This is a genomic window from Salipiger bermudensis (genome assembly GCF_017309175.1).
Lineage (GTDB): Bacteria > Pseudomonadota > Alphaproteobacteria > Rhodobacterales > Rhodobacteraceae > Salipiger > Salipiger bermudensis.
Window position 1 is genome coordinate 155,875 of the sequence record NZ_JAEKJV010000008.1, and the last position, 25,328, is coordinate 181,202.

Genomic DNA, 25,328 nt, shown 5'->3' on the forward strand with positions numbered 1-25,328 from the left:
CATGACAGCCGACAGATTGAGTTTCGCAACAGAGGCAGGCCTCACCCTGCCCTCCGATGGCCGCATCCTGCTGATCGGCGCCCCCGGGGACCTGCTCACCGAGGCACTGCCGCTCGAGCGCTGCGCCGTGGTGCAGGGCTTCAAGCCCGATCATGACCTGTGGCAGCGCCGCGGTGTGCCCGTCGCTCTGGCACCCGAGGGCGACTTTGCCGCCGCCATCGTCTTCCTGCCCCGCTCGCGCGAGCTGGCCGAGGCGCGCGTCGCCATGGCTTGTGCCGCGGCCCCCGGCGGGCTGATCGTCATCGACGGCCAGAAGACCGACGGCATCGAGCCCATCGCCAAGGCGGTGAAGGCGCGTGCACCGCTGCTCGGTCAGGTCTCCAAGGCGCATGGCAAGACGGTCTGGTTCACCGCCACCGACGCCTTCGCAGACTGGGCCCGCGAGGCCGCGCCCAACGCCCACGGGCTCTGGACCGCGCCGGGCGTGTTCTCGGCCGACGCCCCCGATCCGGGCTCGGCCGCTCTGCTCGCCGCGCTGCCCGAGAAGCTTGGCGCGCAGGTCGCCGATCTCGGCGCCGGATGGGGCGGGCTCGGGGCCGGTCTGCTGACCCGCGACGGCATCAAAACGCTGCACATGGTCGAGGCCGACCACGCCGCGCTTGAGTGTGCGCGCCGCAACATCACCGACCCGCGAGTGCAGTTTCACTGGGCCGACGCGACCGCCTGGACCCCGCCCGAACTGCTTGACGCCGTGGTAATGAACCCGCCCTTCCATCAGGGACGGCGTGCCGATCCCTCTCTGGGGCAGGCCTTCATCACCGCCGCGCGCAAGATGCTGAAACCGTCCGGGCAGCTCTGGCTGGTGGCCAACCGCCACCTGCCCTACGAGACCACGCTTGCCGCACAATTCCGCAACAGCGACGAGATCGCCGGGGACAACCGCTTCAAGATCCTGCACGGCTCTCGCCCGAACCGGTGATCTTCGCTAACGTCACCCCGACGCGCCAACTCTCAGGGAACGCCGAATGAGCTATTCGATCGAAGGCAAGACCGCCATCGTCACCGGAGCCGCGAACGGCGTCGGTCTCGCCATCGCACGGCACTTCGCCGACAAGGGCGCCAACGTGATGTTCGCCGACATGGACGAGAACCGGCTCGCCAAGGAATGCGGGCAGGAAACCGACGGCGGCAACATGTGCTACTTCGCCGGCGACCTGCGCGAGAAGCTGACGCTGAACAACCTGCTCTCGGCCACGCTCGACCAGTTCGACCGGGTCGATATCCTGATCAACGGGGCGCGGCAGATGATGCCGACCGATCCGCTCGACCTCGAAGACGACACCATGGAAACGCTGATCGGGCAGAACCTGATGCCGGCCTACCGGCTCAGCCAGATCGTCGCCAGGCGGATGATGAAGCAATCGAACGGCGACAGCGACCGGCAGGCCGGCGCGATCATCAACCTCTCGTCCATCGCCTCGCGCCGCACCCAGAAGCAGATCCTGTCCTACTCCGTGTCCTGCGCCGCGCTCGACCAGATGACCCGCTCGATGGCAGTCGCACTGGCACCCGAGCGCATCCGGGTGAACGGCGTCGGCTTCGGCTCGGTGATGTCGGCGAGCCTCAAGGACAAGCTCAAGGATCACCCGAACTACCGCAAGGAGATCGAAGCCAATACGCCGCTTGGCCGCATCGCGGCGCCCGGCGCGCTGGCCGAGGCGGTTCAGTTCCTCGCCTCCGAGGGGGCGGGCTTCATGACCGGGCAGATCCTCACCGTCGATGGCGGCCGCACGCTGATCGACCCGGTCGTCGCCCCCGCGCACTGATTGCCCCCGCCCCCGCTTGGGTCTAACACGGGCCCGCATAGCGAGGAGATCCACGATGACCGACACCGATGCCTTCGCCGAGCGCAAGACCCGCGCCTCGGACTGGTTCCGCGCCCTGCGCGACGAGATCGTGGCGGCCTTCGAGGGGCTCGAGCAGAGCCATGACACCGGCCCGTTCTCCGAAGACGCGCCCGGAGCCTTCGAGGTCACCCCCACCAGCCGCACCGCCGAGGACGGCTCCGATGCCGGTGGCGGGCTGATGAGCGTGATGCGCGGTGGTCGGGTGTTCGAGAAGGTCGGCGTCAACGTCTCCACCGTCTACGGCACGCTCGGCGAGGCGGCGCAGAAATCCATGGCGGCGCGCGGCGTGCCGGGGATCGAGAGCGACCCCCGCTTCTGGGCCAGCGGCATCAGCCTCGTCGCCCACATGCGCAACCCGCACGTCCCGGCGGTGCACATGAACACGCGCATGTTCTGGACCCCGAACGCGTGGTGGTTCGGCGGCGGCTCCGACCTCAACCCCTGCATCGAGTACGACGAGGACACGGCGCATTTCCACGCCACGCAGAAGGCGCATCTCGACCCACACGGGCCGGCGCTCTATCCCGAGCTCAAGGCCTGGGCCGACGAGTATTTCTACATCCCGCACCGCAAGCGGGCGCGCGGTGTCGGCGGCATCTTCATGGACGACCGCAACACCGGCGACTGGGACGCGGATTTCGCGCTGACGCAGGATATCGGCCGCGCCTTCCTGCCGGCCTACCTGCCGCTGGTGGAAAAGCGCCGGGTGATGCCCTGCGACGCGGCGGACCGTGAGACGCAGCTGGTGCATCGCGGGCTCTATGCCGAGTACAACCTCGTCTATGACCGGGGCACCAAGTTCGGTCTGGCCACCGGGCACGATGCCAACGCGGTGCTGATGAGCCTGCCGCCGCTGGCAAAATGGATCTGATCTTAGGTTGACGCGTGGCGCCGGGCGGTCAAAACAGCCCGGCTTCCTTGGCGATCATCGCCGCATGGGTGCGGTTCGACGCGTTGATCTTGCGATACAGCGACTTCACATGCAGCTTGACGGTCGGCTCGCGGATGTCGAGATCGCGGGCGATTTCCTTGTTGGACTTGCCCTGCGTCAGCCCCTCGAGCACCTCGAGTTCACGCGGCGACAGCTTCTCCGCGAGCGGGTTTACCTCGGTCTCTTCCTCGGCGCGCATGAAGTCGAGCGGCGCGTATTGCTCGCCCATCGCCATGAAGCGCACGGCGTTGACCAGTGACTTGGCCGAGAGGGTTTTCGGCAGGAAGCCCGAGGCCCCGGCCTCGAGCACCTTTTCCGCCACCTCGCGGCTGGCGGTGCCCGAAATGATCGCGACGCGGCGCGCACCGGGCAGCGCCTGCATCCGGGTAAAGCCGGTCAGCCCGTTCATCCCCGGCATCGAGTAATCGAGCAGAACGAGATCGAAAGGTCCGTCCGTCGCGACCCGCGCCTCGGCCTCGGGATAGGTCGAGACCCCGATGGTCTCGAAACTGCCCTCGCCTTCGAGAAAAAGCTCGAGCGTGTCGCGCAGGAGGTCATGGTCATCGGCGATGAGAACACGCATGGCAGTCGTCTGTCGGGCGTCGGGACGCATCGCTAAATCAACCTTCACCTCGAAATCCCCTGTCAAGTTCCACGAATCACCTTTCGGTTGTTCTTCTAGGCTGGTCCGGAAAGGAGGTAAAATTAAGGAAGGCGTTTGCTACGCTGCGTAACGGTCACGGCTATCCCACTGGTCACACGGTCATCTTAGCACAGACCTCCAGAAAAGCGGGCTTTTCGACAGATATTTTCTGGCTGTTGCACCAAGACGCTCATGCTGCCCTTAAGTTGTCCTCCGGGCCGGATGCCTCGAGCTCGAACTCGGACACGAGCGCCGCGAGATGCTGGACTCGCTCGGCGATCTCGTGCGAGCTGTCGCGGCTGCCCTCCGCCGCCGTGCCGTTCTGCGCGGTGAGTTCGTTGAGCCGCCGAATGGCATCGTTGATTTCCTCGAGTTCGCGACTCTGGCCGTCGGCGGCGGTGCTCACGCCCGAGAGCACCTCATCCACCTTGCGGATCTGTTCAAGGATGGTCTGCAACGCGCGGCCGGTCTCTCCGACCAGATCGACACCGCTCTTGACCTCGGCGGCGCTCTCTTCGATCAGCGCCTTGATCTCGAGCGCCGCGTCGGCCGAGCGCCCGGCGAGGCTCTGCACCTCCATCGCGACCACCGCAAAGCCCTTGCCGCTTTCGCCGGCGCGCGCGGCCTCGACCCCGGCATTCAGAGCCAGAAGGTTGGTCTGGAACGAGATATCCTCGATCACCCCGGTGATCTGGGCAATGCGGCCGGAGGAATCCGCGATCCGGTCCATCGCGTTCACCGCGCGGTCGACCACCCCGCCGGAGAGATCCGCGCGTTCGCGCGCGCCATCGGCAAGGTCCTTGGCATCCCTCAGCGACCCGCTGGTCTGGCGCAACGTCTCGGTCAGTCCGGACACGGTGTCGGAGGTGCGCGCGATCATCTCGACCTGGCGGGTGGTCCGATCGGCGAGGTCGGACGCCGACACCCGCATATCCGACGCCTGATCGCGCAGCTCCGAGACGGTGCCTGCAAGCGTCAGCATGACCTCGCGCAGGCGCGCGGTCGCGGTGTTGAAATCGGTGCGGATCGAGTCGTATTCCGGCGCCAGCGGCGCGTCGAAGCGCAGGGTCAGCCGGGCATGGGCCAGCGCGTTCAGCCCCTCGGTCACCAGCTCCACCACCTGGCGATGCTTGTCGTGCAACGTGGCTTCCTCTTGTTCACGCCGTTCCGTGGCCGCCCTGGTGATCTGCTTGAAGCGATAGATCGACCGCGCCATCATCCCGATCTCTCCGCGCGCCTTGATATGGGGCACCCAGACCTCGAACCGGCCGCCAATCACTTCGTTCATCACCGCCGTGAGCCGGCGCAGCCGCCGAGTGACGAGCTCGGACTGGAACAGGGCGAAACCGGTGCTGAGCAAGACCACCCCCGCCGTCAACAGGGCCTCAAACCGGAGCGCCTGCCCCGCCGCCGCCGCACCGGCGGCGGTCAGTTCCGCCAGCTCCGCGACCAGCGCCGCCTCGGCACTGCGCAGATCGTCGATCCACGCGGTCGAGGCCGCGAACCACGCCGGCGCGGTCAACCTTCCGCGTTCGCCGCCATAAGGCAGCGCCACGATAGCCTGGCGCATCGGCTCGAGCCTGCGCGCCGCCGGCGCGTCGGTCAGCCCGGCCACGAATCCCGGCCGTCCGAGCACCGCCTCTGCCCGTGTCAGGAAGGCGCGCTGCCGGGCACCGAGATCGGTGAAGCGGCGGTGCACCGGGTCGGCGAAGCGGGTGCCACCAAGCCCGGCGGCGCCCATCGCCCGCTCGAGCCCGGCGCTCTCTTTCGCCAAGGCGACCAGTTCAGCGGCCTCCATCAGAGTTGCCCCCGGATCGCCCCCGGCACCGAGGCGCACCCGGCTCGAGGCCGCCATCAGCGTCTCGATGATGCCGGTGTAGTACCCCGCAAGCTCGGGTACGGTCAGCGCCAGCGCATCGATCTGCTTGCGCCGCTTGGCGAGCGCCGTCATCCCGTCATCGACCGTTGCGACCTGCTCCGGCGCGACGTCCGACAACACCGCACGATCCGCCAGATGGGACTCGATCGCGGCATCCGTGGCCTCCCGCTGGGCGGCAAGCTCGGTGCGGAAATTGCGCCCGAGTGACGAGCTGAACCCGGCGGAATAGCCGCGTTCCTTCTGCAATTCATGCACCAGATCCGCGACCGTCCCGGATTCGGCGGCGACCTGAGACACCATCCTTTCGCGCTGGGACAGCTGTGACAGCGACGACAATCCGTTGCCAGCGAGGTACAGCACAAGCAACAGGAGTGGCGCAATGGCACTCAGCAACATCAGGCGCAGGCTCATTCCGTGGCATCCCGTTCAAACACAACCCTCCGCATGGTGTGCCGCATGAGGCGTTAAGATCCCTTGAACGCTGGCACCCCCTCATCCGGCCTGTCGCCCCGGTGGCGGCTGTGCCAAACTCTCGCGAAACAGCAGCGGAGGCCGGCATGGCAGATCTCGAAACCCGCATCGCGCAGGGGCGCGGCGACGCCCCGGCAGACCGCGTCCTGCGCGGAGGCCGCATCCTCGATCTCGTCACCGGCGACCTGCTCGAAGGCGACGTGGCGATCTGCGGCGACACCATCGTCGGCATTCTGGAGGACTACGAGGCGGGCGAGGTGATCGACGTGAGCGGCCTGATCCTGGTGCCCGGCTTCATCGACACCCACCTGCATATCGAGAGCAGCCTCGTCACCCCGTTCGAGTTCGACCGCTGCGTGACCCCGCGTGGCGTCACCACTGCGATCTGTGACCCGCACGAGATCGCCAACGTGATCGGCGCGGCGGGCATCCGCTACTTCCAGGAGGCCAGCGCGCATACGTTGATGGACATCCGCGTGCAGCTGTCCTCCTGTGTGCCGTCGACGCATATGGAGACGGCGGGCGCCGAGCTGCTGGCCGAGGATCTGGCGCCACTGATGGGTCATCCGTCGGGCATCGGGCTGGCGGAGTTCATGAACTATCCCGGCGTGATCCACCGCGATCCGGAGGCGATGAAAAAGCTGCGGCTCTTCGGGGGCGGCCATGTGGACGGCCACTGCCCGCTGCTCTCGGGCAAGGATCTCAACGCCTATGTCGCCGCCGGCATCCGCACCGAGCACGAGGCGACCAGCGCCGGGGAGGCGCTCGAGAAACTGCGCAAGGGGATGCGGGTGCTGATCCGCGAGGGCTCGGTCTCGAAGGACATGCACGCGCTGCAACCGCTCCTGAGCGAGCGCACGGCGCCCTACATGTGCCTGTGCACCGATGACCGCAACCCGCTGGATATCGCCGAGCACGGCCATCTCGATTACATGATCCGCACGATGATCGCGCTTGGCACCCCGCCGCTTGCGGCCTATCGCGCGGCGACCCTGTCGGCCGCTGAGGCCTTCGGGCTCAAGGATCGCGGCATGATCGCGCCGGGCAAGCGCGCCGATATCGTCGCAATCGATTCGCTCGAAGGCTGCCATGCGCAGATGGTGCTGGCAGGCGGCGTGGTGGCGACCGACGCAGCCTTCGCGGCGCGCGGATCGGTCGAACCGGTGGGGCGCGGATCGGTCAAGGCGCCGCGGCTGGTGCCCGGGCAGTTTCGCGCCACCGGCAATCGCGAGGAAACCGACGTGATCGGCATCCGCGAGGGGCAGATCCTCACCGACCACCTGCGCGAGACGATCGTCATCGAGGACGGCGACAAGCGGCCCGACGCGGCGCGCGATCTGGTGCGCATCGCGGTGGCGGAGCGGCACGGCAAGAACGGCAACGTGGCCACCGGATTCGTGAAGGGGTTCGGGCTGCAGAGCGGGGCCATTGCCTCGACGGTCTGCCACGACCACCACAACATCGCCTGTGTCGGCGTCGATTACGACGACATGGCGCTGGCTGCGAACCGGCTCGAGGAGATCGAGGGCGGCTTCGTGGTGGCGCGGGGCGGCGAGATCCTCGCCGAGTTGGCGCTGCCGGTGGCCGGACTGATGAGCCTCTCACCGTTCGAGGAGGTGCGCGACCGGCTGGTCGAACTGCGCGCCGCGGCACGGTCGCTGGGTGTGACGCTGGAGGAGCCGTTCCTGCAGCTTGCCTTCCTTGCCCTGCCGGTGATCCCGTCTCTGAAGATCACAGACCGCGGCATGGTCGACGTGCTGAAGTTCGAGATCATCCCGGGCTGATCAGCCGCCGTCGCAGCGCCGATAGGTCAGGTCCACGAGTTCAGCCTCGGGCCCGGTTTCCTGCCGCTGCAGACGGTCTCCGTCTTCCGTGAGGGTGAGCGACACGTCTTGTGACCAGGTCATACCTTCGCCTGTATAGGAGAACTCTGCCGCGACCCTCTCCGGGCCGAGATGCTCGACCTCTCGAAGCGTGGCGCGGGACTCGTAAAAGGTGAGGTGGCGGGCGGTGACGACCATCAGGCCCTTGGCGTCGGCCCGGCCCCGCTCGCAATCGGCGTCGTCAAGCCCCCAGCGGCCCCGCATGTCGTCGGGCAGCACTTGAAGCTCCACCTCCTCGGGTGGGGTCGGCGCCTCGTCTGGCGCACACATTCCGACCTGCAATAGCGACAGCAGGGCGACCGGCAATGCGATATCCCGTATCATGGCGATGTAACGAAAAGCCCCCGGGCAGGGTTCCGGCCCGGATCAGACCCGTATCAAACGTGGGTCAGAGCAGGTTCAGCAGCTCGATTGTGGGCCAGCCATCCGCCGGCAGGCCCAGCCGGGCCTGCATGTCGCGGACCGCCGAGCGCGTCCCTGCACCAAGGATGCCGTCGATGCCGCCCACGTCGTAGCCCTTGGCGTCCAGCGCACGCTGCAGCGCCAGCATCTGCTCGCCCGAAAGGCCGGGATCGGGGTTGCCCGGGTCATAGACCGAGGCACCCTCCAGCCGGGAGGCGAAATAGGCGGCGGTCATGACGTAGGTAAAGCTCTGATTCCACTCAAAGTAGACGCGAAAATTCGGATAGGCGATGAAGCTCGGCCCGCCGCGCCCCTGCGGCAGCAGGATCGAGGCCTCGAGCCGGCCGTCATCCAGCGCCCCCTCGCGGGCCCGCACCCCGAGGCGCTCCCATTCGGCCACGCTCATCGTGGTCTCGAGGCCGGTCTGCGACCAGTCCATGTCGGCGGGCAGGACAACCTCCTGCAGCCACGGCTCGCCGTGGCGCCAGCCCAGCTCCGAGAGCATCTTGGCCCCCGAGAGCAGCGCATCCGGCGCCGAGGTCTTGAGCGTGACATGGCCATCGCCATCGCCGTCCATGCCGTTCTCGAGGATGTCCCTGGGCAGCATCTGCACCATGCCGATCTCGCCCGCCCAGGCGCCGGTTGTGGTGGCAGGATCGAAATCGCCCCGCTCATAGAGCTCCATCGCGGCGAAGATCTGCGGCCGGAAGATCTCGGGGCGGCGGCAGTCATGCGCCAGCGTGACCAGCGCGTTCAGCGTGTTGAAATCCCCCTGGAAGGCACCGTAATCGGTCTCGAAGGCCCAGAACGCCAGCAGCACCCCGCGCGAGATGCCGTAATCGCGCTCGATCCGATCGAAGACCTCGTCCCAGCGCTGCGACAGCTGGCGCCCCCGGTCGAGCCGGTCCTGGCTGATCAGCTTGCGCGAGAACTCGATGAATGGCGTCTGAAAGATGCCCTGCGCCCGGTCGCGGCGCAGCACGCTGCTGTCCTGCCGCGCGCCGGACAGGAAGCGCCGCGCCACCTCGGCGTCGTGGCCCATCGCCACGGCCTCGTCCCGCAGCCCCGCCTTGAAGGTCTGGAAGTCGCCGCCGCAGGGCACCTCCTGCGCGAAAGCCGCGCCGGAGAGCGAAAGGGCGATGAGACAGGAGAGCGCGCGCATGTGAACCTCGTTTCCGCGTTTGGCGGCACAGTACCAGCCCGGTTTGGCGGCGCAAGAAGCGGCATCCCGCTCATGTTTGCGTTTCGTTCACATTCCTTACGAGTTCGTTAAACAATTGTTTAGAACTGAGGAAGACAAAGGCCTCATCGCCTGGGGACGACTGCCATCGGAGACGCGCATGAACGTGCTCATCGTCGAAAGTCGGAAAGAGTTGGGTGGCCTGTGGTCGCGCCATCTGGCGCGGCTCGGCGCGACGGTCACCGTCGCGCTGACCGAAGACGAGGCCACCGGCCACCTGCTCGACAGCCCGACCGACATCATCGTCCTCGACCTCGTGCTCAACGAGGGCAGCGCCATCGCGGTCGCGGATTTCGCCAATTACCGGAGGCCCGAGGCGAAGGTGATCTTCGTCACCAACACCTCGTTCTTTTCCGACGGCTCGATCTTCCAGCTCTGCAGCAACGCCTGCGCCTACCTGCCAAGCGCCACACCGCCGGCGGACCTGGCCGCGATGGTCGAGCATTTCGGCCAGCCCGATCCGCGCTGAACCCGCTCAGGCGGCCTTGAGCGCCTCGCGCCCATGCGGCGCCATCAGGTCGAGGTCGGGGCCCACCGGGATGATCCGGTTCGGATTGATCATGTCGTGGCTGTAGTAGTAGTGCCGCTTGAAATGATCGAAATGCACCGTGTCGGCAACGCCGGGCCACTGGTAGAGCTCGCGCGTGTAGGCCCAGAGGTTGGGATAGTCGACGATCCGCGCCTTGTTGCACTTGAAGTGCACGTTGTAGACCTGATCGAAGCGGATCAGCGTGGTGAAGAGCCGCCAATCGGCCTCGGTGATGCGGCCCCCCATCAGGTAGCGGCCTTTCGAGAGGCGCTCCTCGATCCAGTCGAGGCTCTCGAAGAGCGGCCCGACCGCATCGTCATAGGCCTCCTGCGAAGTGGCGAACCCGGCCTTGTAGACGCCGTTGTTCACCGTGTCGTAGATCCGCGCGTTGACCGGCTCGATGGCCTCGCGCAGCGCCTCGGGCCAGTAATCATCACTGTTGCCGGTCAGCCCGTCGAAGGCCTCGTTCAACATCCGGATGATCTCGGCGCTCTCGTTCGAGACGATGGTCTCGCGCTCCTTGTCCCAAAGCACCGGGACCGTGACGCGCCCCGAGATGTCGGGCTGCGCCTTGGTGTAGATGTCGCGCAGGAACGGAAGATCGTAGAGCCTGTCGCCGGTGGCGCCGGCGAAATCGGTCTTGAAGGTCCAGCCATCCGACAGCATGTCGGGGTGCACCACGCTCACCGGTATCAGCTCCTCGAGCCCCTTGAGCGCGCGGAACACCAGCGCCCGGTGCGCCCACGGGCAGGCATAGCTGACATAGAGGTGATAGCGCCCCGGCTCAGCCTTGAAGCCGCCCTCACCCGAGGGGCCGGCACTGCCATCCGCGGTGATCCAGTTGCGAAACGCCGTCTCGCTGCGTTGAAATTTGCCGCTGTCGTCGTTGTAGTCCCAGCGGTCCTGCCATTCGCCGTCAACCAGCAAACCCATCGGCTCTCTCCTCTTTGGTTGGGAGAGAAATTAGGCTTTGGGCGCCAGCAGGCAATTGCGGCGCGGCGCGCAGGGTCTTCGCGCAGCCGCACAGCCCGACCCGGAACAGACGCCGCGCCGGGCTGGCCGGGGGCTATTGCTGGATCGACTCGAGGTAGTAGGCGATCGACAGGATGCGTCCGCGTGCCAGCGCCTCGGCGCCGCCCATCATGCCGCTTTCGGTCATCAGACGCGACTTGAAGACGGTGCCCCAGATCGGCATCGGATCGCCATGCGCCCGCAGCTGGGTGCGGCCGTCGATGATGTGGATGACCTCGAGCATCGGAAACACGCCGTCATTGTTGGCCGAGAGGTGCGTCAGGTCGGGCATCTCCACGGTCAAGAGCTCAGCCAGAGACCCCTGCCCCATTCCGCTTTCGCCGTGGCAACCGGCGCAGCCCTCGACGAAATCCTGCTTGCCCATGTCATCGGCCAGCCCTGCCCCGGCGCTCAGCGCGAGGGCCGCAGCGGCGGCCAGCGTGGTGTTCAGACGTGTCATGTCGTGTCTCCCCTTCATCGGTGATGAGCCTCCCTCACGTCGCGCGGTCATATGCGCGAAGTGACATGTCAACGAAGCGCCGGTTTACGCAGCGCCACCTTGACCTGCCTCATTGACAGGAACGGGAAGAGGGGAAACCAGGGGCGGCCCAGCTCAGCGCCGGTTGTAGACCTGCCAGAGCCAGAGCAGCAGCATGGCGCCCAGTACTGCGCCCACCAGCCCGGCCAGAGCGCCGGTCACCGCGATCAGCAGCCGCAGCACCAGCCCGCCGATCACCGCCCCGGCGATGCCGAGCGCCATGGTCTGCACGAGGCCGAGTTCGATCCGCATGAAGCGCGTGGCGAGGAACCCCGCCGCGGCGCCGATGATGATGAGCCAGACGACCGACATGGGCCTTACCTCCGTCCGCGCCAGTGAAACGGCACAATGATCAGCGCCCCGATCGACGAGGCGATGGCGTTGAGCCCCGGCGAGCCGAAACCGATGCCGAACATCAGCCGGATGAAATATGCCAGGAAGGCGCCACCGATGCAGATGATGATGCTCGGCAGGATGCCGTTGCGGGTGAAGCCGCTGCGCTCCGAGGCGTAGCCGACGATGCCCGCGATCGCCACCGTGCCGATCAGCGTGGGAAACATCAGCCCGCCCCCAGCGTCGCGCCCTGCGGGATCGCCATGCCGCGCAGGAAGGTCTCGGCATCCTGCGCCCCCTTGCCCGCGCGTTGCGCGCGCGTGACCTGGACCGCGCCGGTGCCACAGGCGATGGTGAAGCCGTCGTCTAGCGCCGTACCAGGCGCGCCCTGCCCGTCGACCACGCGGGCCCCCAAGAGCTTGATGCGGTGCTCGCCGAGCAGGGTCCAGGCGCCGGGGAACGGCGCCAGCCCGCGGATCTGGCGCGAGATCTCTTCCGCCGGGCGCGTCCAGTCCACCGCCGCCTCGGCCTTGTCGATCTTCTGCGCGTAGGTGACGCCCTCTTCGGGCTGCACCTCGGGGGTGAGGGAGTCCAGTTGCGACAGCGCCTGCACGATCAGTGCCGCACCCATGGCGCTCAGCCGGTCATGCAGCGCGCCGGTGGTCTCCTCCGGGCCGATCTCGGTGGCCTCGCGCAGCAGCACCGGGCCGGTGTCGAGCCCGGCCTCCATCTGCATGATGCAGATGCCGGTCTGTGCATCGCCCGACAGGATCGCCCGGTGGATCGGGGCCGCTCCACGCCAGCGTGGCAGCAGCGAGGCGTGGATGTTGAGGCAGCCCTTGGCCGGCGCGTCGAGGATGGCCTGCGGCAGGATCAGCCCGTAGGCAACCACCACCGCGACATCGGCGTCGAGCGCGGCGAAGCGGGCCTGCTCATCGGGCGATTTCAGGCTCACCGGGTGGCGCACCTCGAGCCCCAGCGCCTCGGCGCGGGCATGCACTGGCGTGGGCCGGTCCTTTTTGCCGCGCCCGGCGGGGCGGGGCGGCTGGCAGTAGACCGCGGCGATCTCGTGCCCGGCCTCGACCAGCGCGTCGAGCACCGGCACCGAGAAGTCCGGCGTTCCCATGAAGATCACCCGCATTGCCCTGCTCCTTGCTTCGCTCAGCCCCCCCGAGATAGTCGTTCGGAGTGGCGGAGGCCAGTGCTCAGCGCTCCTTGAGGTAGGGCTCGCCGCTAGCGCGGGGCGGGATCGCCTTGCCGACGAAGCCCGCGAGGATGATCACCGTCAGGATATAGGGCAGCGCGTCCATCACCTGCACCGGCACGGTAAAGGCGCCCAGATCAATGTTCTGGTAGCGCAGCGCCACCGCCTGCAGCAGGCCAAAGAGCAGACAGGCCCAGAGCGCGTACCACGGCCGCCACTTGGCGAAGATCAGCGCCGCCAGAGCGATGTAGCCGCGCCCGGCGGTCATCTCGCGCACGAACCCCGCCTGCAGGCCGGTGGCGAGATAGGCGCCCGCGAGCCCGCAGAGCAGGCCGCAGATGGCGATGGCCGCGTAGCGCAGCCCGATCACCGAGACACCGGCGGTGTCGACCGCCTCCGGCGCCTCGCCCACCGCGCGCAGGCGCAGGCCAAAGCGGGTGCGGTAGAGGATGAACCACGACAGTGGCACCATCAGGAAGGCCACGTAGACAAGGATCGAATGCCCCGAGATCAGCTCGGCATAGATCGGCCCGATCACCGGCACGCCCGAAAGCGCCTCGGCGAAGGGCAGCGTGATGCCGGTGAAGCGGCCGCCGCCGATCAGCGAGGGCGTGCGCCCGCCCTGTCCAAACCAGCTTTGCGCGATCAGCACCGTCAGGCCTGAGGCGAGGAAGTTGATCGCCACCCCCGAGATCAGCTGGTTGCCGCGGAAGGTGATCGAGGCGAGACCGTGGATGGCGCTCATCAACGTGGCCGAGACGATCCCCGCCAGCAGGCCGAGCCAGACCGAACCGGTCACCGCGGCGACAGCGGCAGAGGCGAAGGCCGCGGCGAGCATCTTGCCCTCGAGTCCGATATCGACAACGCCCGAGCGCTCGGAAAACAGCCCGGCGAGGCAGGCGAAGAGCAGCGGCGTGGCAAGGCGCACGGTGGAATCGAGCACCTGCAGAAGGGTTGCGAAATCCATCAGCCGTTCCTCCGCCGGGTCGCCATGAAGATGCGTTCGAGCGGCATCCGCACCATGTTGTCGAGCGCGCCGGTAAACAGGATCACCAGCGCCTGGATCACGGTGATCAGCTCGCGCGGGATGTTGGTCCAGAGCGCCAGCTCGGCGCCGCCCTGATAGAGGAAGCCGAAGAGCAGCGCCGCGAGAAAGATCCCGACCGGGTGCGAGCGCCCCATCAGCGCCACCGCGATGCCGATGAAGCCGGCGCCCTCGGTTGCGTTCATCACCAGCCGCTCGGCCTCGCCCATGGTGGTGTTGAGTGCCATCATGCCGGCGAGACCGCCCGAGATCAGCATCGCCACGACGGTGATGCGCACCGGAGAGATGCCGGCATAGCGGGCGGCGCTCTCGGAGAACCCGAAGGCGCGGATCTCGTAGCCGAGCTTGGTGCGCCACATCAGGAACCAGAAGGCGACGCAGGCCAGCACCGCGAGGAAGAAGGTCACGTTGGCGGGCGAGCCGCGGAACAGCGGGTTCTCGGCGGTGGCGAACAGGTCCTGGAAGGTCGGCAGCTGGGTTGCCTCGGGGAACTTGGCGGTGGCCGGGTCCATAGCCCCCTGCGGGCGCAGAACATTGACCAGCACGTAGTTCAGCACCGCCGCGGCGATGAAGTTGAACATGATGGTGGTGATCACGATATGGCTGCCGCGCTTGGCCTGAAGATAGGCCGGGATCAGCGCCCAGAGTGCGCCGAAGGCGCCGGCGGCCAGCGTCGCCACCAGCAGCGCGATGCTCCAGTGCGGGAACGGGATGAACAGGCAGACCAGCGCCACGCCCAGCCCGCCGATCATCGCCTGCCCCTCGCCGCCGATATTGAACATCTTGGCGTGAAAGGCCACCGCGACGCAGAGCCCGGTGAAGATGAAGTTGGTGGTGTAATAGAGCGTGTAGCCCCAGCCGGCGCTGCGCATCAGCGCGCCCTCGACCATCAGCTTGAACGCATCGACCGGGTTCTCGCCGATGGCGAGGATCACCAGCGCCGACAGCACGGCGGCGAGCAGGATCGAGATCAGGGGCACGAGCACCGCGTCGGCCCAGGCGGGCATCTTATCCATTCGGGGCCTCTTGGTTCAGGGGCGCGCCCTGCGGGCGCGGGTGCCTCCGGCGGGAGTATTTGGGACGTAAAGAAGCAGGGGACGTCGCAAGGCGGGCGGGCTCAGTCATGCTGCTCGGCCTCCCGGGCTTCCTTTTCGTGAAGCGACGCATCGACGGCCTCTATCAGCGGCTTGTCGGGCCTCTCGGTGACGCCGGCCATCAGCAGGCCGAGCTCGGTCTGGTCGGTCTCCGCGGGCAGGCGCTCGCCCATGATCTGGCCGTCGAACATCACCGCGATGCGATCCGACAGCGACAGGATCTCGTCGAGCTCGACCGAGACCAGCAGGATCGCCTTGCCCTTGTCGCGCAGGCGCACGATTTCCTGATGGATGAACTCGATGGCGCCGATGTCGACGCCGCGGGTCGGCTGGCCGATCAGCAGGATGTCGGGATCGCGCTCGATCTCGCGGGCCAGCACGATCTTCTGCTGGTTGCCGCCGGAAAAGTTCCGGGCGGCGAGCTGCGGGTTCGGCGGGCGCACATCGTAGCGGGTCATCTTGTCCTGCGCCTCCTCGCGGATCAGCGCATTGTTCATCAGCATGCCCGACTGGTAGCGCGGGTCGCGGTGGTAGCCGAAGACGATGTTCTCCCACGCCGTGTAGGCCATGATCAGCCCCTCGGTCTGCCGGTCCTCGGGGACATGGGCGATGCCGCGGGCGCGGCGCGACTGACCGTCGGACTTGGGGCCGGTCAGGTCGATCTCGGAGCCGTTGACCAGCACCCGGCCGGTGGCGTCGGCATAGCCGCCCAGCACCTCGAGCAGCTCGGACTGGCCGTTGCCGGCGACGCCGGCGATGCCGAGGATCTCGCCGGCGCGGACCTCGAGCGAGACGCCCTTGAGGCGCTCGACCCCGTGGCTGTCGACATGGCGCAGCCCCTCGACCTGCAACACCGGGGCGCCGATCTCGGCCGGCGCCTTGTCGACCCGCAGCAGCACCTTGCGGCCGACCATCAACTCGGCCAGCTCCTCGGGCGAGGTCTCGCGGGTCTTGACGGTGGCGGTCATCTGGCCCCGGCGCATCACCGAGACGGTGTCGGTGATCTCCATGATCTCGCGCAGCTTGTGGGTGATCAGGATGATCGTCTTGCCCTCGGCCCGGAGGTTGTCAAGGATGCGGAATAGGTGGTCGGCCTCGGCGGGCGTGAGCACGCCGGTGGGCTCGTCGAGGATCAGGATGTCGGCCTGCCGGTAGAGCGCCTTGAGAATCTCGACGCGCTGCTGGTGGCCGACGCTGAGATTCTCGATCAGCTGGTCGGGATCGACCGAGAGCTCGTATTCCTCCGACAGCTGGCGCAGCACGCCGCGAGCGCGGGCCAACGACGCGTTGAGCATCGGGCCGTCCTCGGCGCCGAGGATGACGTTCTCGAGCACGGTGAAGTTCTGCACCAGCTTGAAGTGCTGGAACACCATGCCGATGCCGGCGGAGATCGCCGCCTGGCTGTCGCTGATCTCGGTGCGCTGGCCGTTGATGAAGATCTCGCCGGCATCGGCCTTGTAGAAACCGTAGAGGATCGACATCAGCGTCGATTTCCCGGCGCCGTTCTCGCCGATGATGCCGTGGATCGTGCCCGGCATGACGCGGATCGAGATGTCCTTGTTGGCCTGGACGGGGCCGAAGGCCTTGGAGATGCCTTGCAGCTCGATGGCGGGGGCGGTCATGGCAGATTCCCGGGTCGTAACTGGAAGCGCGGCTCCTCCACCGGTGCAGGCGGAGGAGCCGACCCTGTTTGGAGAGCGGGCCGGGGTCACCGGCCCGCAGGCGCTCAGAAGTTGAGGACGGGGCAGCTGTCGTCGGAAGAGTAGTCGTGCACCGCGATCTCGCCCGCGATGATCTCTTCGCGCGCGGCATCGACCGCGGTCTTCATCTCCTCGGTGACCAGCGCCTCGTTGTTCTCGTCGAGCGCGTAGCCGACGCCGTTCTCGGCCAGACCCAGCACCATAACGCCGGTCTCGAGTTCGTCGCCCGCGGTCATCGCTTCCTGCACCGCCACGTCGACGCGCTTGAGCATCGAGGTCAGCACTTTGCCCGGGTGCAGGTGGTTCTGGTTGCTGTCCACGCCGACCGACAGGATATCCTCGTCGGCGGCGGTCTGCAGCACGCCGAGGCCAGTGCCACCGGCGGCGGCATAGATCACGTCGGCGCCCTGGCTGATCTGCGCCTTGGCAAGCTCGGAGCCCTTCACCGGGTCGTTCCACGCCGCCGGGGTGGTGCCGGTCATGTTGGCGATCACCGTGGCGTCGGGGTTGGCGGCCATCACGCCCTGCGCATAGCCGCAGGCGAACTTGCGGATCAGCGGCACGTCCATGCCGCCCACGAAGCCCACGGTGCCGCTCTCGGAGGCCATCGCCGCCATCATGCCGACGAGATACGAGCCCTCGTGCTCGGAGAACAGGATCGAGAGCACGTTCGGGTGCTCTTCGGGGTTCACGAAGCCGTCGATGGTGACGAACTTGGTGTCCGGGTAATCCGCCGCCACCGACGCGATCGGGGTCGACATGGAGAAGCCGGTGGTGACCACCGGGTTGAAGCCGGCCTCGGCGAAGCGACGCAGGGCCTGCTCGCGCTGCGCTTCGGATTGCAGCTCGATATCGCGATAGCTGCCGCCGGTCGCGGCGGCATAGGCCTCGGCGCCGTTATACGCGGCTTCGTTGAAGCTCTTGTCGAATTTCCCGCCAAGGTCGTAGACCAGCGCCGGATCGGCCAGCGCAGCACCTGCGGTCAGCGCCAGCGCGGCGCTTGCGCCGAGGAATTTGGTCATCAGGGTCATATGTTGCTCCCAGGTGGTGGTGGCGGCGCGGGCTTGCGCGCAGCTCTTATGCCTGATCCGTGCAGATCATGGTTGATTTAAGGCCTTGGGAAGCAACAGGGTCAACCGGATTCTGCACCGGGTGACGCGGCGATTTCGGAGCCGCGGGCGCTAACCTCGGGTCAGCGCCTTCGTCATGAGCAGCGCGTCGTCGCAGGAGCCGTCGGCGCGCCGGTAATAGCCCTTGCGCCGGCCGGTCTCGACATAGCCACAGGCGGCGTAAAGCCCTCGTGCCGGGGCGTTTTCCGCTGCCACCTCGAGCAACACCGAGACCGCGCCGCGGGCGCGCGCATCCTGTTCGAAGGTGGCGAGAACCGCCCGCCCCCGGCCCTGCCGATGGCCCTCCGGATCACTGGCAAGCGCGAGGATCTCGGCCTCGTCGGCGATCACCCGCCCGAGCACGAAGGCGCCCTCGGCGCAGCTCAGCAAGGCGGTAGGATGGGCGAGCGTGGACGCGAAATCCGCCTCGGACCACGGCTGCGTGTGGCGATAGGCGCGCGCCGCCAGCGCGGCCAGTTCGGCCGGGCTCACGGCAGGATCGCCGGCGGCGCCTCGCGCGAAGGGGCCGCATCTGCCGGGCGCACGTAGACCGGGCTTGGCCGCGGCAGATCCGGGGCGCGGAAGCGCTCGCCCGCCAGCCGCGCGACGCCCTCGACAAGGCTTTGCGCCGGGCGCGCAAAGGGCAGCGAGTGGCTGAGGGTCGGCATCTCGCCCAGCTCGGCCGCGATCGCCTCGGCATCCGGCAGCGACAGCACCGGCCCGGCGGCATCCGCACCGAAGCGCTGCGCATAGGACATCCGCCGCGAGCCGAACACCGCCGCCGCAACCGGACGCGCGGCGCCCCAGACCGTCGCCTCCGGCGCCGTCACGCCCACCGCCGGGAAGCCCAGCGACAGGGCCAGCCCGCGCGCGGTCGCCACCGAGATGCGGATACCGGTAAAGTTGCCCGGCCCGGTGCAGACCCCGAGCGCGTCGAGCTCGCGCCAGCCGAGCCCCGCCTCCGCCAGCATCTCCTCCAGCATCGGCACCAGGCGTTCGGCCTGCCCGCGCGCCATCTCCTCATGCCGCAGGCACAGCACCTCCGATCCGCGCAGCAGGCAGGCCGCGACGCAGGCAGAGGAGGTGTCGAAGGCAAGAACGGTATCGGTCATGCAACCTTGCGCCCGGGCGGATCCGCCCGGGTCTCGGGACAGCTGTCGCGCGCCGCCGTCAGACGGCGACCGGGCGGACCTCGGTCACTTCGGGGATGTAGTGGCGCAGCAGGTTCTCGATGCCCATCTTCAGGGTCAGGGTCGAGGACGGGCAGCCGGCGCAGGCGCCCTGCATGTGCAGGTAGACCACGCCACGCTCGAAGCCGTGGAAAGTGATGTCGCCGCCATCCTGTGCCACGGCCGGGCGCACGCGGCTGTCGAGCAGTTCCTTGATCTGGCCGACGATCTCCTCGTCCTCGCCTTCGAAGGCGGCATGGCCCGAGGCCCCGCCCTCACCGGCCATCACGGGCTCGCCGGACTGGAAATGCTCCATGATCGCGCCAAGCACGGCGGGCTTCACGTGGTCCCAGTCGGCGCCATCGGCCTTGGTCACGGTGACGAAATCCGAACCGAGGAAGACGCCGGTCACACCGGTCACGCCGAACAAGCGCTTGGCCAGCGGCGAGGCATCGGCGCCCTCGGCGCTCGGGAAGTCGGCAGTGCCTGCGCCCAGAACCGTCTGGCCGGGCAGGAACTTCAGCGTCGCGGGGTTCGGGGTGGATTCGGTCTGAATGAACATCTCAAGGGTACCTTTCTCCGGGCCCTCCCTATATGCGCCTCTCCCGGCGGAGCGTCAAGGTTTAGAACCATTCTAAGACAAGCCTGACGCCACGCGACCGGCGCAACGAACACACCAGCTCCGTTCTGCGGCAGCGAGAGCCCCCCTGCCCGCCAGCGGCCCGCACCCCCTGCTTCTCTATGTCGATAAATACTCACATCCCGGCGCCTGCCACGCCGTGCGGCGCTCAGGTGATGTCCTCGAGCCGCTCCTTCGACAGATCTCCCGGAACGATGGTCACCGGGATCGGCAGGCTGCCCGAACCGCGGCTGAGCTGGCTGACCAGAGGCCCCGGCCCCTTCTTGCCCGAAGCCGCCCCCAGCACCAGCACGCCGATGGCGTCATCGGCCTTCACCTGGCCGAGGATCTCGCTCACCACGTCGCCCTCGCGGATCACCAGCTCGGGGTCGACATCGTGGCGGTCGCGCATCCACTTGGCGAAGACCTCGTAATGGGCGTGGATGCGCTCGCGCGCCTCCTCGCGCATCAGGTCGCCGACGCCGATCCAGTGGTTGAACTCGTCCGGCGGGATCACCGACAGGATCGTCACCCCGCCCTTTGTCTTCTCCGCGCGCATAGCGGCGAAGCGCATGGCGTTGAGGCATTCGCGGCTGTCATCGAGAATGACGAGAAACTTGCGCATCATGGCTCTCCCTTGCCGGGATCATGGTGCAGGGCACAGGCATTGGCAACGGGGCTTCGTGACAAGCCCCTGCGGCAGATCACCCGGTGGTCTTGGCCCAGTCCCAATAAAGCTCACGCACCCGGCGGGTGACAGGGCCGACCTGGTAGGAGACATCCTCGAACGCCGTCACCGGGGTGACCTTGTTCATGTTGCCCGACAGGAAGACCTCGTCCGCGGCCTCGAAATCGGCGAAGCTCAGCACCGCCTCGTGCACCTCCATGCCGTCGGCGCGCATGTTGGCGATATGCCGGGCGCGGGTGATGCCGGACAGGAAGGTGCCGTTGGCGATGGGGGTGAAGGTGACCCCATCCTTGACCATGAAGACGTTGGCGGTGGCGCTCTCGGCGACGTTGCCCATGGCGTCGGCCACCAGCGCGTTGCCGAAGCCGCGGGCGTGCACCTCGGCCAGCATCCGAGCGTTGTTGGGATAGAGGCAGCCGGCCTTGGCGTTGACCACCGCATCCTCCATCACCGGGCGGCGGAAGCGGGTCCGTCCGAGCGTGGTGGTGGCGCTTTCGGGGGCCATCGGGATCTCTTCGAGGCAGATGGCGAAGCCGGTCTGATCCTCCGAGGGCACGATCGCGGTCTTGTCGCCGCCGATGCCCCAGTACATCGGGCGGATATACACCGCCGCGCCCTCGGCATAGGCGCCGAGCCCCTCCCAGACGATCTGCACCATCTCCTCGGTGGTGACGGTGGGGCGCAGCATCAGCGCCTCGGCCGAGCGGTTCACCCGGGCGCAATGGGCCCAGAGATCCGGCGCCAGCCCGTTCACGAAGCGCGCCCCGTCGAACACCGTGCTGCCGAGCCACGCGCCGTGGTCGGCGGCGCGCATCACCGAGACGTCTCCGTCGTGCCAGGTGCCCTGGAAATAGGTCCGGATGTTCTTGCCGACTGCCATGCGTGCGCCCCCTTCGAATTGCGCCGCCAACCTAGGCCCGGGCGCGGGCGAGGTCCAGTGCGCGGCGCAGCAAATCGGCGGGCGCGCCGCGGCGCTCAGCCCTTCTCGTGGAAGAAGGCGTAGATCCGCTCGGCCAGCGCCGCGCTCACCCCGTCCACCGCCTTGAGATCGGCGAGGTTGGCGCGGCTCACCGCCTTGGCGGAACCGAAATGCGCCAGGAGCGCCCGCTTGCGCGCCGCGCCCACGCCCGGCACCTCGTCGAGCGGATTGGCCATCTGGCTCTTGGCGCGCTTGGCGCGGTGGGTGCCGATGGCAAAGCGGTGGGCCTCGTCGCGCAGGCGCTGCACGAAATAGAGCACCGGGTCGTTGTGGCGCAGCGCGAAGGGGCGCTGGCCGACACGGTGAAACTCTTCCTTGCCGGCGTCGCGGTCGATGCCCTTGGCGACGCCCACCATGGGCACGTCCTCGACCCCGAACTCGCGCATGATCTCGGCCACCGCCGAGACCTGCCCGGCGCCGCCGTCGATCAGCAGAAGATCCGGCCACAGCCCCTTCTCGCGATCCGGATCGTCCTTCAGCAACCTTGTGAAGCGGCGAGTCAGCACCTCCTTCATCATGCCGAAATCATCGCCCGGGACGAGCTCTTCGCCCTTGATGTTGTACTTGCGGTACTGGTTCTTCATGAACCCGTCCGGCCCCGCCACGATCATCCCGCCCACCGCGTTGGTGCCCATGATGTGCGAGTTGTCGTAGACCTCGATGCGCTGCGGCGGCGCATCCAGAGCGAAGGCCTCGGCCAGCCCGCGCAGCAGCTTGGCCTGCGTCGCGGTCTCGGCCATGCGGCGGGCGAGGCTCTCGCGGGCGTTGCGCGCCGCACCCTCGACCAGCTCGGCCTTCTCGCCCCGGAGCGGCACCGCGATCTCGACCTTGCGGCCGAGCTTGTCGCTCAGCGCCTGGCACATCAGGTCGGGGTTCTCGATCTCGTGGTTGAGCAGCAGCAGGCGCGGCGGCTCCTTGGTGTCATAGAACTGCCCGAGGAAGGCCTCGAGCACTTCCTGCGGCTCCACGTCCTCGCCGACGCGGGGGTAATAATCCTTGTTGCCCCAGTTCTGGTTGGCGCGGATGAAGAACACCTGCACGCAAGCCTGCCCGCCCTCCATGTGGAGCGCGATCACGTCGGCCTCGGCCACGGTCTGCGGGTTGATGCCCTGCACCGTCTGGACCTGGGTCAGCGCGCGGATGCGGTCGCGCAGCGCCGCGGCGCGCTCGAACTCCATCGCCTCCGAGGCCTCGGCCATCTGCGCCGCCAGGGTCTCCTGCACCCGGGTCGACTTGCCCGACAGGAAGCGCTCGGCGTCGCGCACGCTCTCTGCGTAATCCGCCTCCGAGATATAGCCGACGCAGGGCGCCGAGCAGCGCTTGATCTGGTAGAGCAGGCAGGGCCGCGTGCGCCCCTCGAACATCGAATCCGAGCAGTTGCGCAGCAGGAACGCCTTCTGCAGCTGGTTCAGCGTCCGGTTTACTGCGCCGGCGCTGGCGAAGGGGCCATAATAGGCCCCCTTCTCTGTCTTGGCGCCGCGATGCTTGCGGATCTGCGGAAAGGCGTGCTCGGTGGTGACCTGGATGTTCGGGAACGACTTGTCGTCACGCAGCAGCACGTTGAACTTGGGCTTGAGCTGCTTGATCAGGTTCTGCTCGAGCAGCAGCGCCTCGGTCTCGGTGCGCGTCGTGAGGAACATCATCGACGCGGTTTCCGAGATCATCCGCGAGATGCGCCGCGAATGCTGCGCCGAGGGCCGCGAGTAGTTCGACACCCGTGCCCTCAGGTTGCGCGCCTTGCCGACATAGAGCACCCGGCTCTGGTCATCGAGCATGCGATAGACGCCCGGGCTCGAGTCCAGCGTCCTCAGATAGGAGTGGATGAGCTCGTAGCCGCGCAGGGCGGGCGTTTCGTGGGTTTCGCTCTCCTCGGTCATGATCGTTTGTGCCCGAACGCTCTCAATCTCGTGATTCCCCATCTCTGCTGCAATGCCCGATCAGCGAGATCAACATTTATGTAATCCACGGATCCTGTGGATAATCCTTTGGGCAAATTCTGGGGAACTGCGATTTTCCCTTGTTAGAAGGCGGTTTCCGTCAAAAGATGGATTTTTAGGCAGTTTTATAACCCACTGATTTTAGAGGAAACTTTTCCTCACACCCGCCAAACCCTTGATGACACGGCAATTTTGTAACGCTTTCGAAACAGCTCTGTGAACCGGTGCACAACCTGACGCAGGGGCACTCACTCAACGCCCAGCACATCGGGCGTCTGCCACGAGAGGTGCTGTCCACCGTCCACGCAGAGCAACTGTCCGGTGAAGCCCGGCGACGCCAGGATATACCCCAGCGCGGCGGTGATATCGGCCGGGTTGGCGCCGCGCTCGAGCACCGTCGCCGCGCGTTGCCTGGCAAAGTGATCGTCGCTCTGGCGCGCGCCCTGAAGCGTCGGGCCGGGCCCGATGGCATTGACCCGCACCTTTGGCGCCAGCGCCATGGCGGCGGTCCGGGTGAGCGTCCAGAGCGCCGACTTGGCCAGCGTGTAGCTCATGAACTCCGGCGTCAGCTTGCGCACCCGCTGGTCGATCATGTTGATCACCACGCCCTGCGCCACCGGCTCGTCCATGTCGTCGCTCAGCGGCTCGGCCACCTGCGCCGCGAGCGCCTGCGTCAGCACGAAAGGCGCCCGGAGGTTCGACTCGAAATGCCGGTCCCAGCTCTCGCGCGTGGTGCTCTCGATGTTGTCGTAATCGAAGATCGAGGCGTTGTTGACCAGCACGCTCAGCGGTCCACCCAGCGCCTCGGAGGCGCGCGGCACGAGAGCCTGAGCGGCATCTTCCTCGAGCAGGTCCGCCTGCAGCGCCTTGGCCTTGCGGCCCTTGGCGCGGATCATCTCGGCGACCTCCTGCGCGGCCTCCTCGGAGCCCGCGTAATGCACCGCCACGTCGAACCCGCGCTCGGCGAGGTCCAGCGCCATCGCGCGGCCCAGCCGCTTGCCCGCTCCCGTGACCAGCGCCCTTTTCACCTGCAATGTCATTCCAAGCTCTCCCTCATCCACCGATCAGCACGATGGAGACATAGCCCACGTAGAGCGCCGACAAGATCACGCCCCAGACCTTGCCCAGATCCTTCTTCAGAAACACGAAGGGGATCAGCAGCAGAGAGGCGCCCAGCATCACCCAGAAGTCGAAGTAGAGCATCTCGAGGTCGACCGGGATCGGCTTGATCAGCGAGGCGATGCCGATGATGGCCAGCAGGTTGAACAGGTTCGAGCCGATGACGTTGCCCAGCGCCACGTCCGCCTGCCGCCGGATCGCCGCCATGACCGTGGTGGCAAGCTCGGGCAGCGAGGTGCCCAGCGCCACCAGCGTGAGGCCGATCACCGTGTCCGACACGCCGAACATCTTGGCGATCTCGGTCGAGGCGTCGATCAGCAGATCGGCGCCCAGCGGCAGGCCGATCAGACCAAGCACCAGGAACAGCGCGATCTTCCACCACGGCATGTCCGGGTCGGCGCCTTCGGGCTCTTCCAGATCCTCGGCCTCTGCCTCGGCCTTGCCATTGCGACGGTGGCGCAGCGCCTCGCGCGCCTGGTCGGCGAGGATCACCGCCAGCACCAGCAGCATCAGGATGCCGGCGAACCAGTCGAACACGCCTCGGAAGGCCAGCGCGATGAACAGCACCGAGGCGCCGAGCATCACCACATAGCTCTTGCGGGTGTCATGCGCCGAGGTGTGCATCACCGCGATCAGCGCCGGGATACCCAGCACCAGCAGCACGTTGGCGGTGTTGGAGCCCACCACGTTGCCCAGCGCAATGCCCGGCACATCGGCCCGCGCCGCCTGGATGGAGATCAGAAGTTCCGGCGCCGAGGTGCCGAAGGCGACGATGGTGAGGCTGACGATCAGCGCCGGGATGCCGACCCGCAGCGACAGGTTCACCGCGCCCTTCACCAGCGCGTCACCGGCGAGCAACAGGATCACGAGGCCGAGGGCCGCGTAGACAAAGACCATG

At 67.3% G+C, this 25,328-nt stretch carries 26 protein-coding genes; 5 read left to right on the top strand and 21 right to left on the bottom strand.

What is annotated here, in order from left to right; all coding sequences use genetic code 11:
* Position 1: 1 nt before the first annotated feature.
* From JF542_RS12785 to hemF, 3 genes are read left to right on the top strand one after another with little or no spacing between them, the layout of a single operon-like run.
* The gene (locus JF542_RS12785) at positions 2-979 is read left to right on the top strand and encodes a class I SAM-dependent methyltransferase (protein ID WP_207076111.1); all 978 of its coding nucleotides are present in this window, start codon (positions 2-4) and stop codon (positions 977-979) included.
* Positions 980-1,025: 46 nt separating this feature from the next.
* A complete protein-coding gene (locus JF542_RS12790) occupies positions 1,026-1,826 on the top strand; it encodes an SDR family NAD(P)-dependent oxidoreductase (protein WP_007793625.1) in 801 nt (266 codons plus the stop codon).
* 55 nt (positions 1,827-1,881) lie between these two features.
* Positions 1,882-2,778 (top strand): oxygen-dependent coproporphyrinogen oxidase, encoded by an 897-nt coding sequence (gene hemF / locus JF542_RS12795; RefSeq protein ID WP_207076112.1) that lies wholly within the window; start codon positions 1,882-1,884, stop codon positions 2,776-2,778.
* Positions 2,779-2,806: 28 nt separating this feature from the next.
* On the opposite strand, the gene JF542_RS12800 is transcribed toward hemF, so the two are convergent.
* Complete coding sequence (locus JF542_RS12800; RefSeq protein WP_207076113.1) at positions 2,807-3,421, bottom strand: response regulator transcription factor; 615 nt, start codon at positions 3,419-3,421, stop codon at positions 2,807-2,809.
* A 250-nt stretch (positions 3,422-3,671) separates the two neighbouring features.
* Complete coding sequence (locus JF542_RS12805; RefSeq protein ID WP_207076114.1) at positions 3,672-5,771, bottom strand: methyl-accepting chemotaxis protein; 2,100 nt, start codon at positions 5,769-5,771, stop codon at positions 3,672-3,674.
* Between the two features lie 146 nt (positions 5,772-5,917).
* Between JF542_RS12805 and ade the strand changes: the two genes are divergently transcribed.
* Positions 5,918-7,615 (top strand): adenine deaminase, encoded by a 1,698-nt coding sequence (gene ade, locus JF542_RS12810; RefSeq protein ID WP_207076115.1) that lies wholly within the window; start codon positions 5,918-5,920, stop codon positions 7,613-7,615.
* On the opposite strand, the gene JF542_RS12815 is transcribed toward ade, so the two are convergent.
* Together JF542_RS12815 and JF542_RS12820 are read right to left on the bottom strand one after the other, a co-directional pair.
* Complete coding sequence (locus JF542_RS12815) at positions 7,616-7,984, bottom strand: hypothetical protein (RefSeq protein ID WP_207076116.1); 369 nt, start codon at positions 7,982-7,984, stop codon at positions 7,616-7,618.
* A 118-nt stretch (positions 7,985-8,102) separates the two neighbouring features.
* Positions 8,103-9,278: a lytic murein transglycosylase gene (locus JF542_RS12820; RefSeq protein ID WP_007793645.1), complete on the bottom strand. Its 1,176-nt coding sequence runs from the start codon at positions 9,276-9,278 to the stop codon at positions 8,103-8,105.
* 178 nt (positions 9,279-9,456) lie between these two features.
* Here JF542_RS12820 and JF542_RS12825 point away from each other — a divergent pair, with 178 nt between their 5' ends.
* Positions 9,457-9,825 carry a response regulator gene (locus tag JF542_RS12825; protein WP_207076117.1) on the top strand — a complete coding sequence of 123 codons (369 nt, stop codon included), beginning with the start codon at positions 9,457-9,459 and terminating at the stop codon, positions 9,823-9,825.
* Positions 9,826-9,831: 6 nt separating this feature from the next.
* On the opposite strand, the gene JF542_RS12830 is transcribed toward JF542_RS12825, so the two are convergent.
* From JF542_RS12830 to JF542_RS12910, 17 genes are all read right to left on the bottom strand, one after another.
* Positions 9,832-10,818 (bottom strand): glutathione S-transferase family protein, encoded by a 987-nt coding sequence (locus tag JF542_RS12830; protein WP_207076118.1) that lies wholly within the window; start codon positions 10,816-10,818, stop codon positions 9,832-9,834.
* 133 nt (positions 10,819-10,951) lie between these two features.
* On the bottom strand, positions 10,952-11,356 hold the full coding sequence (locus tag JF542_RS12835; RefSeq protein ID WP_007793652.1) for a c-type cytochrome: 405 nt from the start codon (positions 11,354-11,356) through the stop codon (positions 10,952-10,954).
* 153 nt (positions 11,357-11,509) lie between these two features.
* Positions 11,510-11,746 (bottom strand): GlsB/YeaQ/YmgE family stress response membrane protein, encoded by a 237-nt coding sequence (locus tag JF542_RS12840; RefSeq protein ID WP_007793655.1) that lies wholly within the window; start codon positions 11,744-11,746, stop codon positions 11,510-11,512.
* Between the two features lie 5 nt (positions 11,747-11,751).
* Positions 11,752-11,994 carry a hypothetical protein gene (locus JF542_RS12845; RefSeq protein ID WP_207076119.1) on the bottom strand — a complete coding sequence of 81 codons (243 nt, stop codon included), beginning with the start codon at positions 11,992-11,994 and terminating at the stop codon, positions 11,752-11,754.
* Positions 11,994-12,908, bottom strand: coding sequence for a methionyl-tRNA formyltransferase (gene fmt / locus JF542_RS12850; protein WP_207076120.1), 915 nt, complete (start codon positions 12,906-12,908; stop codon positions 11,994-11,996). Before fmt ends, JF542_RS12845 begins: the two co-directional genes overlap by 1 nt.
* 64 nt (positions 12,909-12,972) lie before the next feature.
* A complete protein-coding gene (locus tag JF542_RS12855) occupies positions 12,973-13,938 on the bottom strand; it encodes an ABC transporter permease (protein ID WP_007793911.1) in 966 nt (321 codons plus the stop codon).
* Positions 13,938-15,032, bottom strand: a complete 1,095-nt coding sequence (locus JF542_RS12860) for an ABC transporter permease (RefSeq protein ID WP_207076121.1) — start codon at positions 15,030-15,032, stop codon at positions 13,938-13,940. Before JF542_RS12860 ends, JF542_RS12855 begins: the two co-directional genes overlap by 1 nt.
* A gap of 101 nt (positions 15,033-15,133) precedes the next feature.
* Positions 15,134-16,732: an ABC transporter ATP-binding protein gene (locus JF542_RS12865; RefSeq protein ID WP_207076122.1), complete on the bottom strand. Its 1,599-nt coding sequence runs from the start codon at positions 16,730-16,732 to the stop codon at positions 15,134-15,136.
* Between the two features lie 104 nt (positions 16,733-16,836).
* Positions 16,837-17,841: a BMP family lipoprotein gene (locus JF542_RS12870; RefSeq protein WP_207076123.1), complete on the bottom strand. Its 1,005-nt coding sequence runs from the start codon at positions 17,839-17,841 to the stop codon at positions 16,837-16,839.
* A 150-nt stretch (positions 17,842-17,991) separates the two neighbouring features.
* Entirely contained in the window at positions 17,992-18,411 is a 420-nt protein-coding gene (locus JF542_RS12875) for a GNAT family N-acetyltransferase (RefSeq protein ID WP_207076124.1), read from the bottom strand.
* Positions 18,408-19,031: a tRNA (adenosine(37)-N6)-threonylcarbamoyltransferase complex dimerization subunit type 1 TsaB gene (gene tsaB / locus JF542_RS12880; RefSeq protein WP_207076125.1), complete on the bottom strand. Its 624-nt coding sequence runs from the start codon at positions 19,029-19,031 to the stop codon at positions 18,408-18,410. The genes JF542_RS12875 and tsaB overlap by 4 nt, the downstream gene beginning before the upstream one ends.
* Positions 19,032-19,089: 58 nt before the next feature.
* Positions 19,090-19,650, bottom strand: a complete 561-nt coding sequence (locus JF542_RS12885) for a NifU family protein (protein WP_207076126.1) — start codon at positions 19,648-19,650, stop codon at positions 19,090-19,092.
* Positions 19,651-19,876: 226 nt separating this feature from the next.
* Positions 19,877-20,332 (bottom strand): universal stress protein, encoded by a 456-nt coding sequence (locus JF542_RS12890; RefSeq protein ID WP_040545111.1) that lies wholly within the window; start codon positions 20,330-20,332, stop codon positions 19,877-19,879.
* Positions 20,333-20,411: 79 nt separating this feature from the next.
* Positions 20,412-21,275: a branched-chain amino acid aminotransferase gene (locus JF542_RS12895; protein ID WP_207076127.1), complete on the bottom strand. Its 864-nt coding sequence runs from the start codon at positions 21,273-21,275 to the stop codon at positions 20,412-20,414.
* 95 nt (positions 21,276-21,370) lie between these two features.
* Positions 21,371-23,251: an excinuclease ABC subunit UvrC gene (gene uvrC / locus JF542_RS12900; protein WP_207076128.1), complete on the bottom strand. Its 1,881-nt coding sequence runs from the start codon at positions 23,249-23,251 to the stop codon at positions 21,371-21,373.
* 308 nt (positions 23,252-23,559) lie between these two features.
* Positions 23,560-24,351, bottom strand: coding sequence for an SDR family oxidoreductase (locus JF542_RS12905; RefSeq protein ID WP_207076129.1), 792 nt, complete (start codon positions 24,349-24,351; stop codon positions 23,560-23,562).
* A gap of 13 nt (positions 24,352-24,364) precedes the next feature.
* Positions 24,365-25,327, bottom strand: a complete 963-nt coding sequence (locus JF542_RS12910) for a calcium/sodium antiporter (RefSeq protein WP_207076130.1) — start codon at positions 25,325-25,327, stop codon at positions 24,365-24,367.
* Position 25,328: the final 1 nt, after the last annotated feature.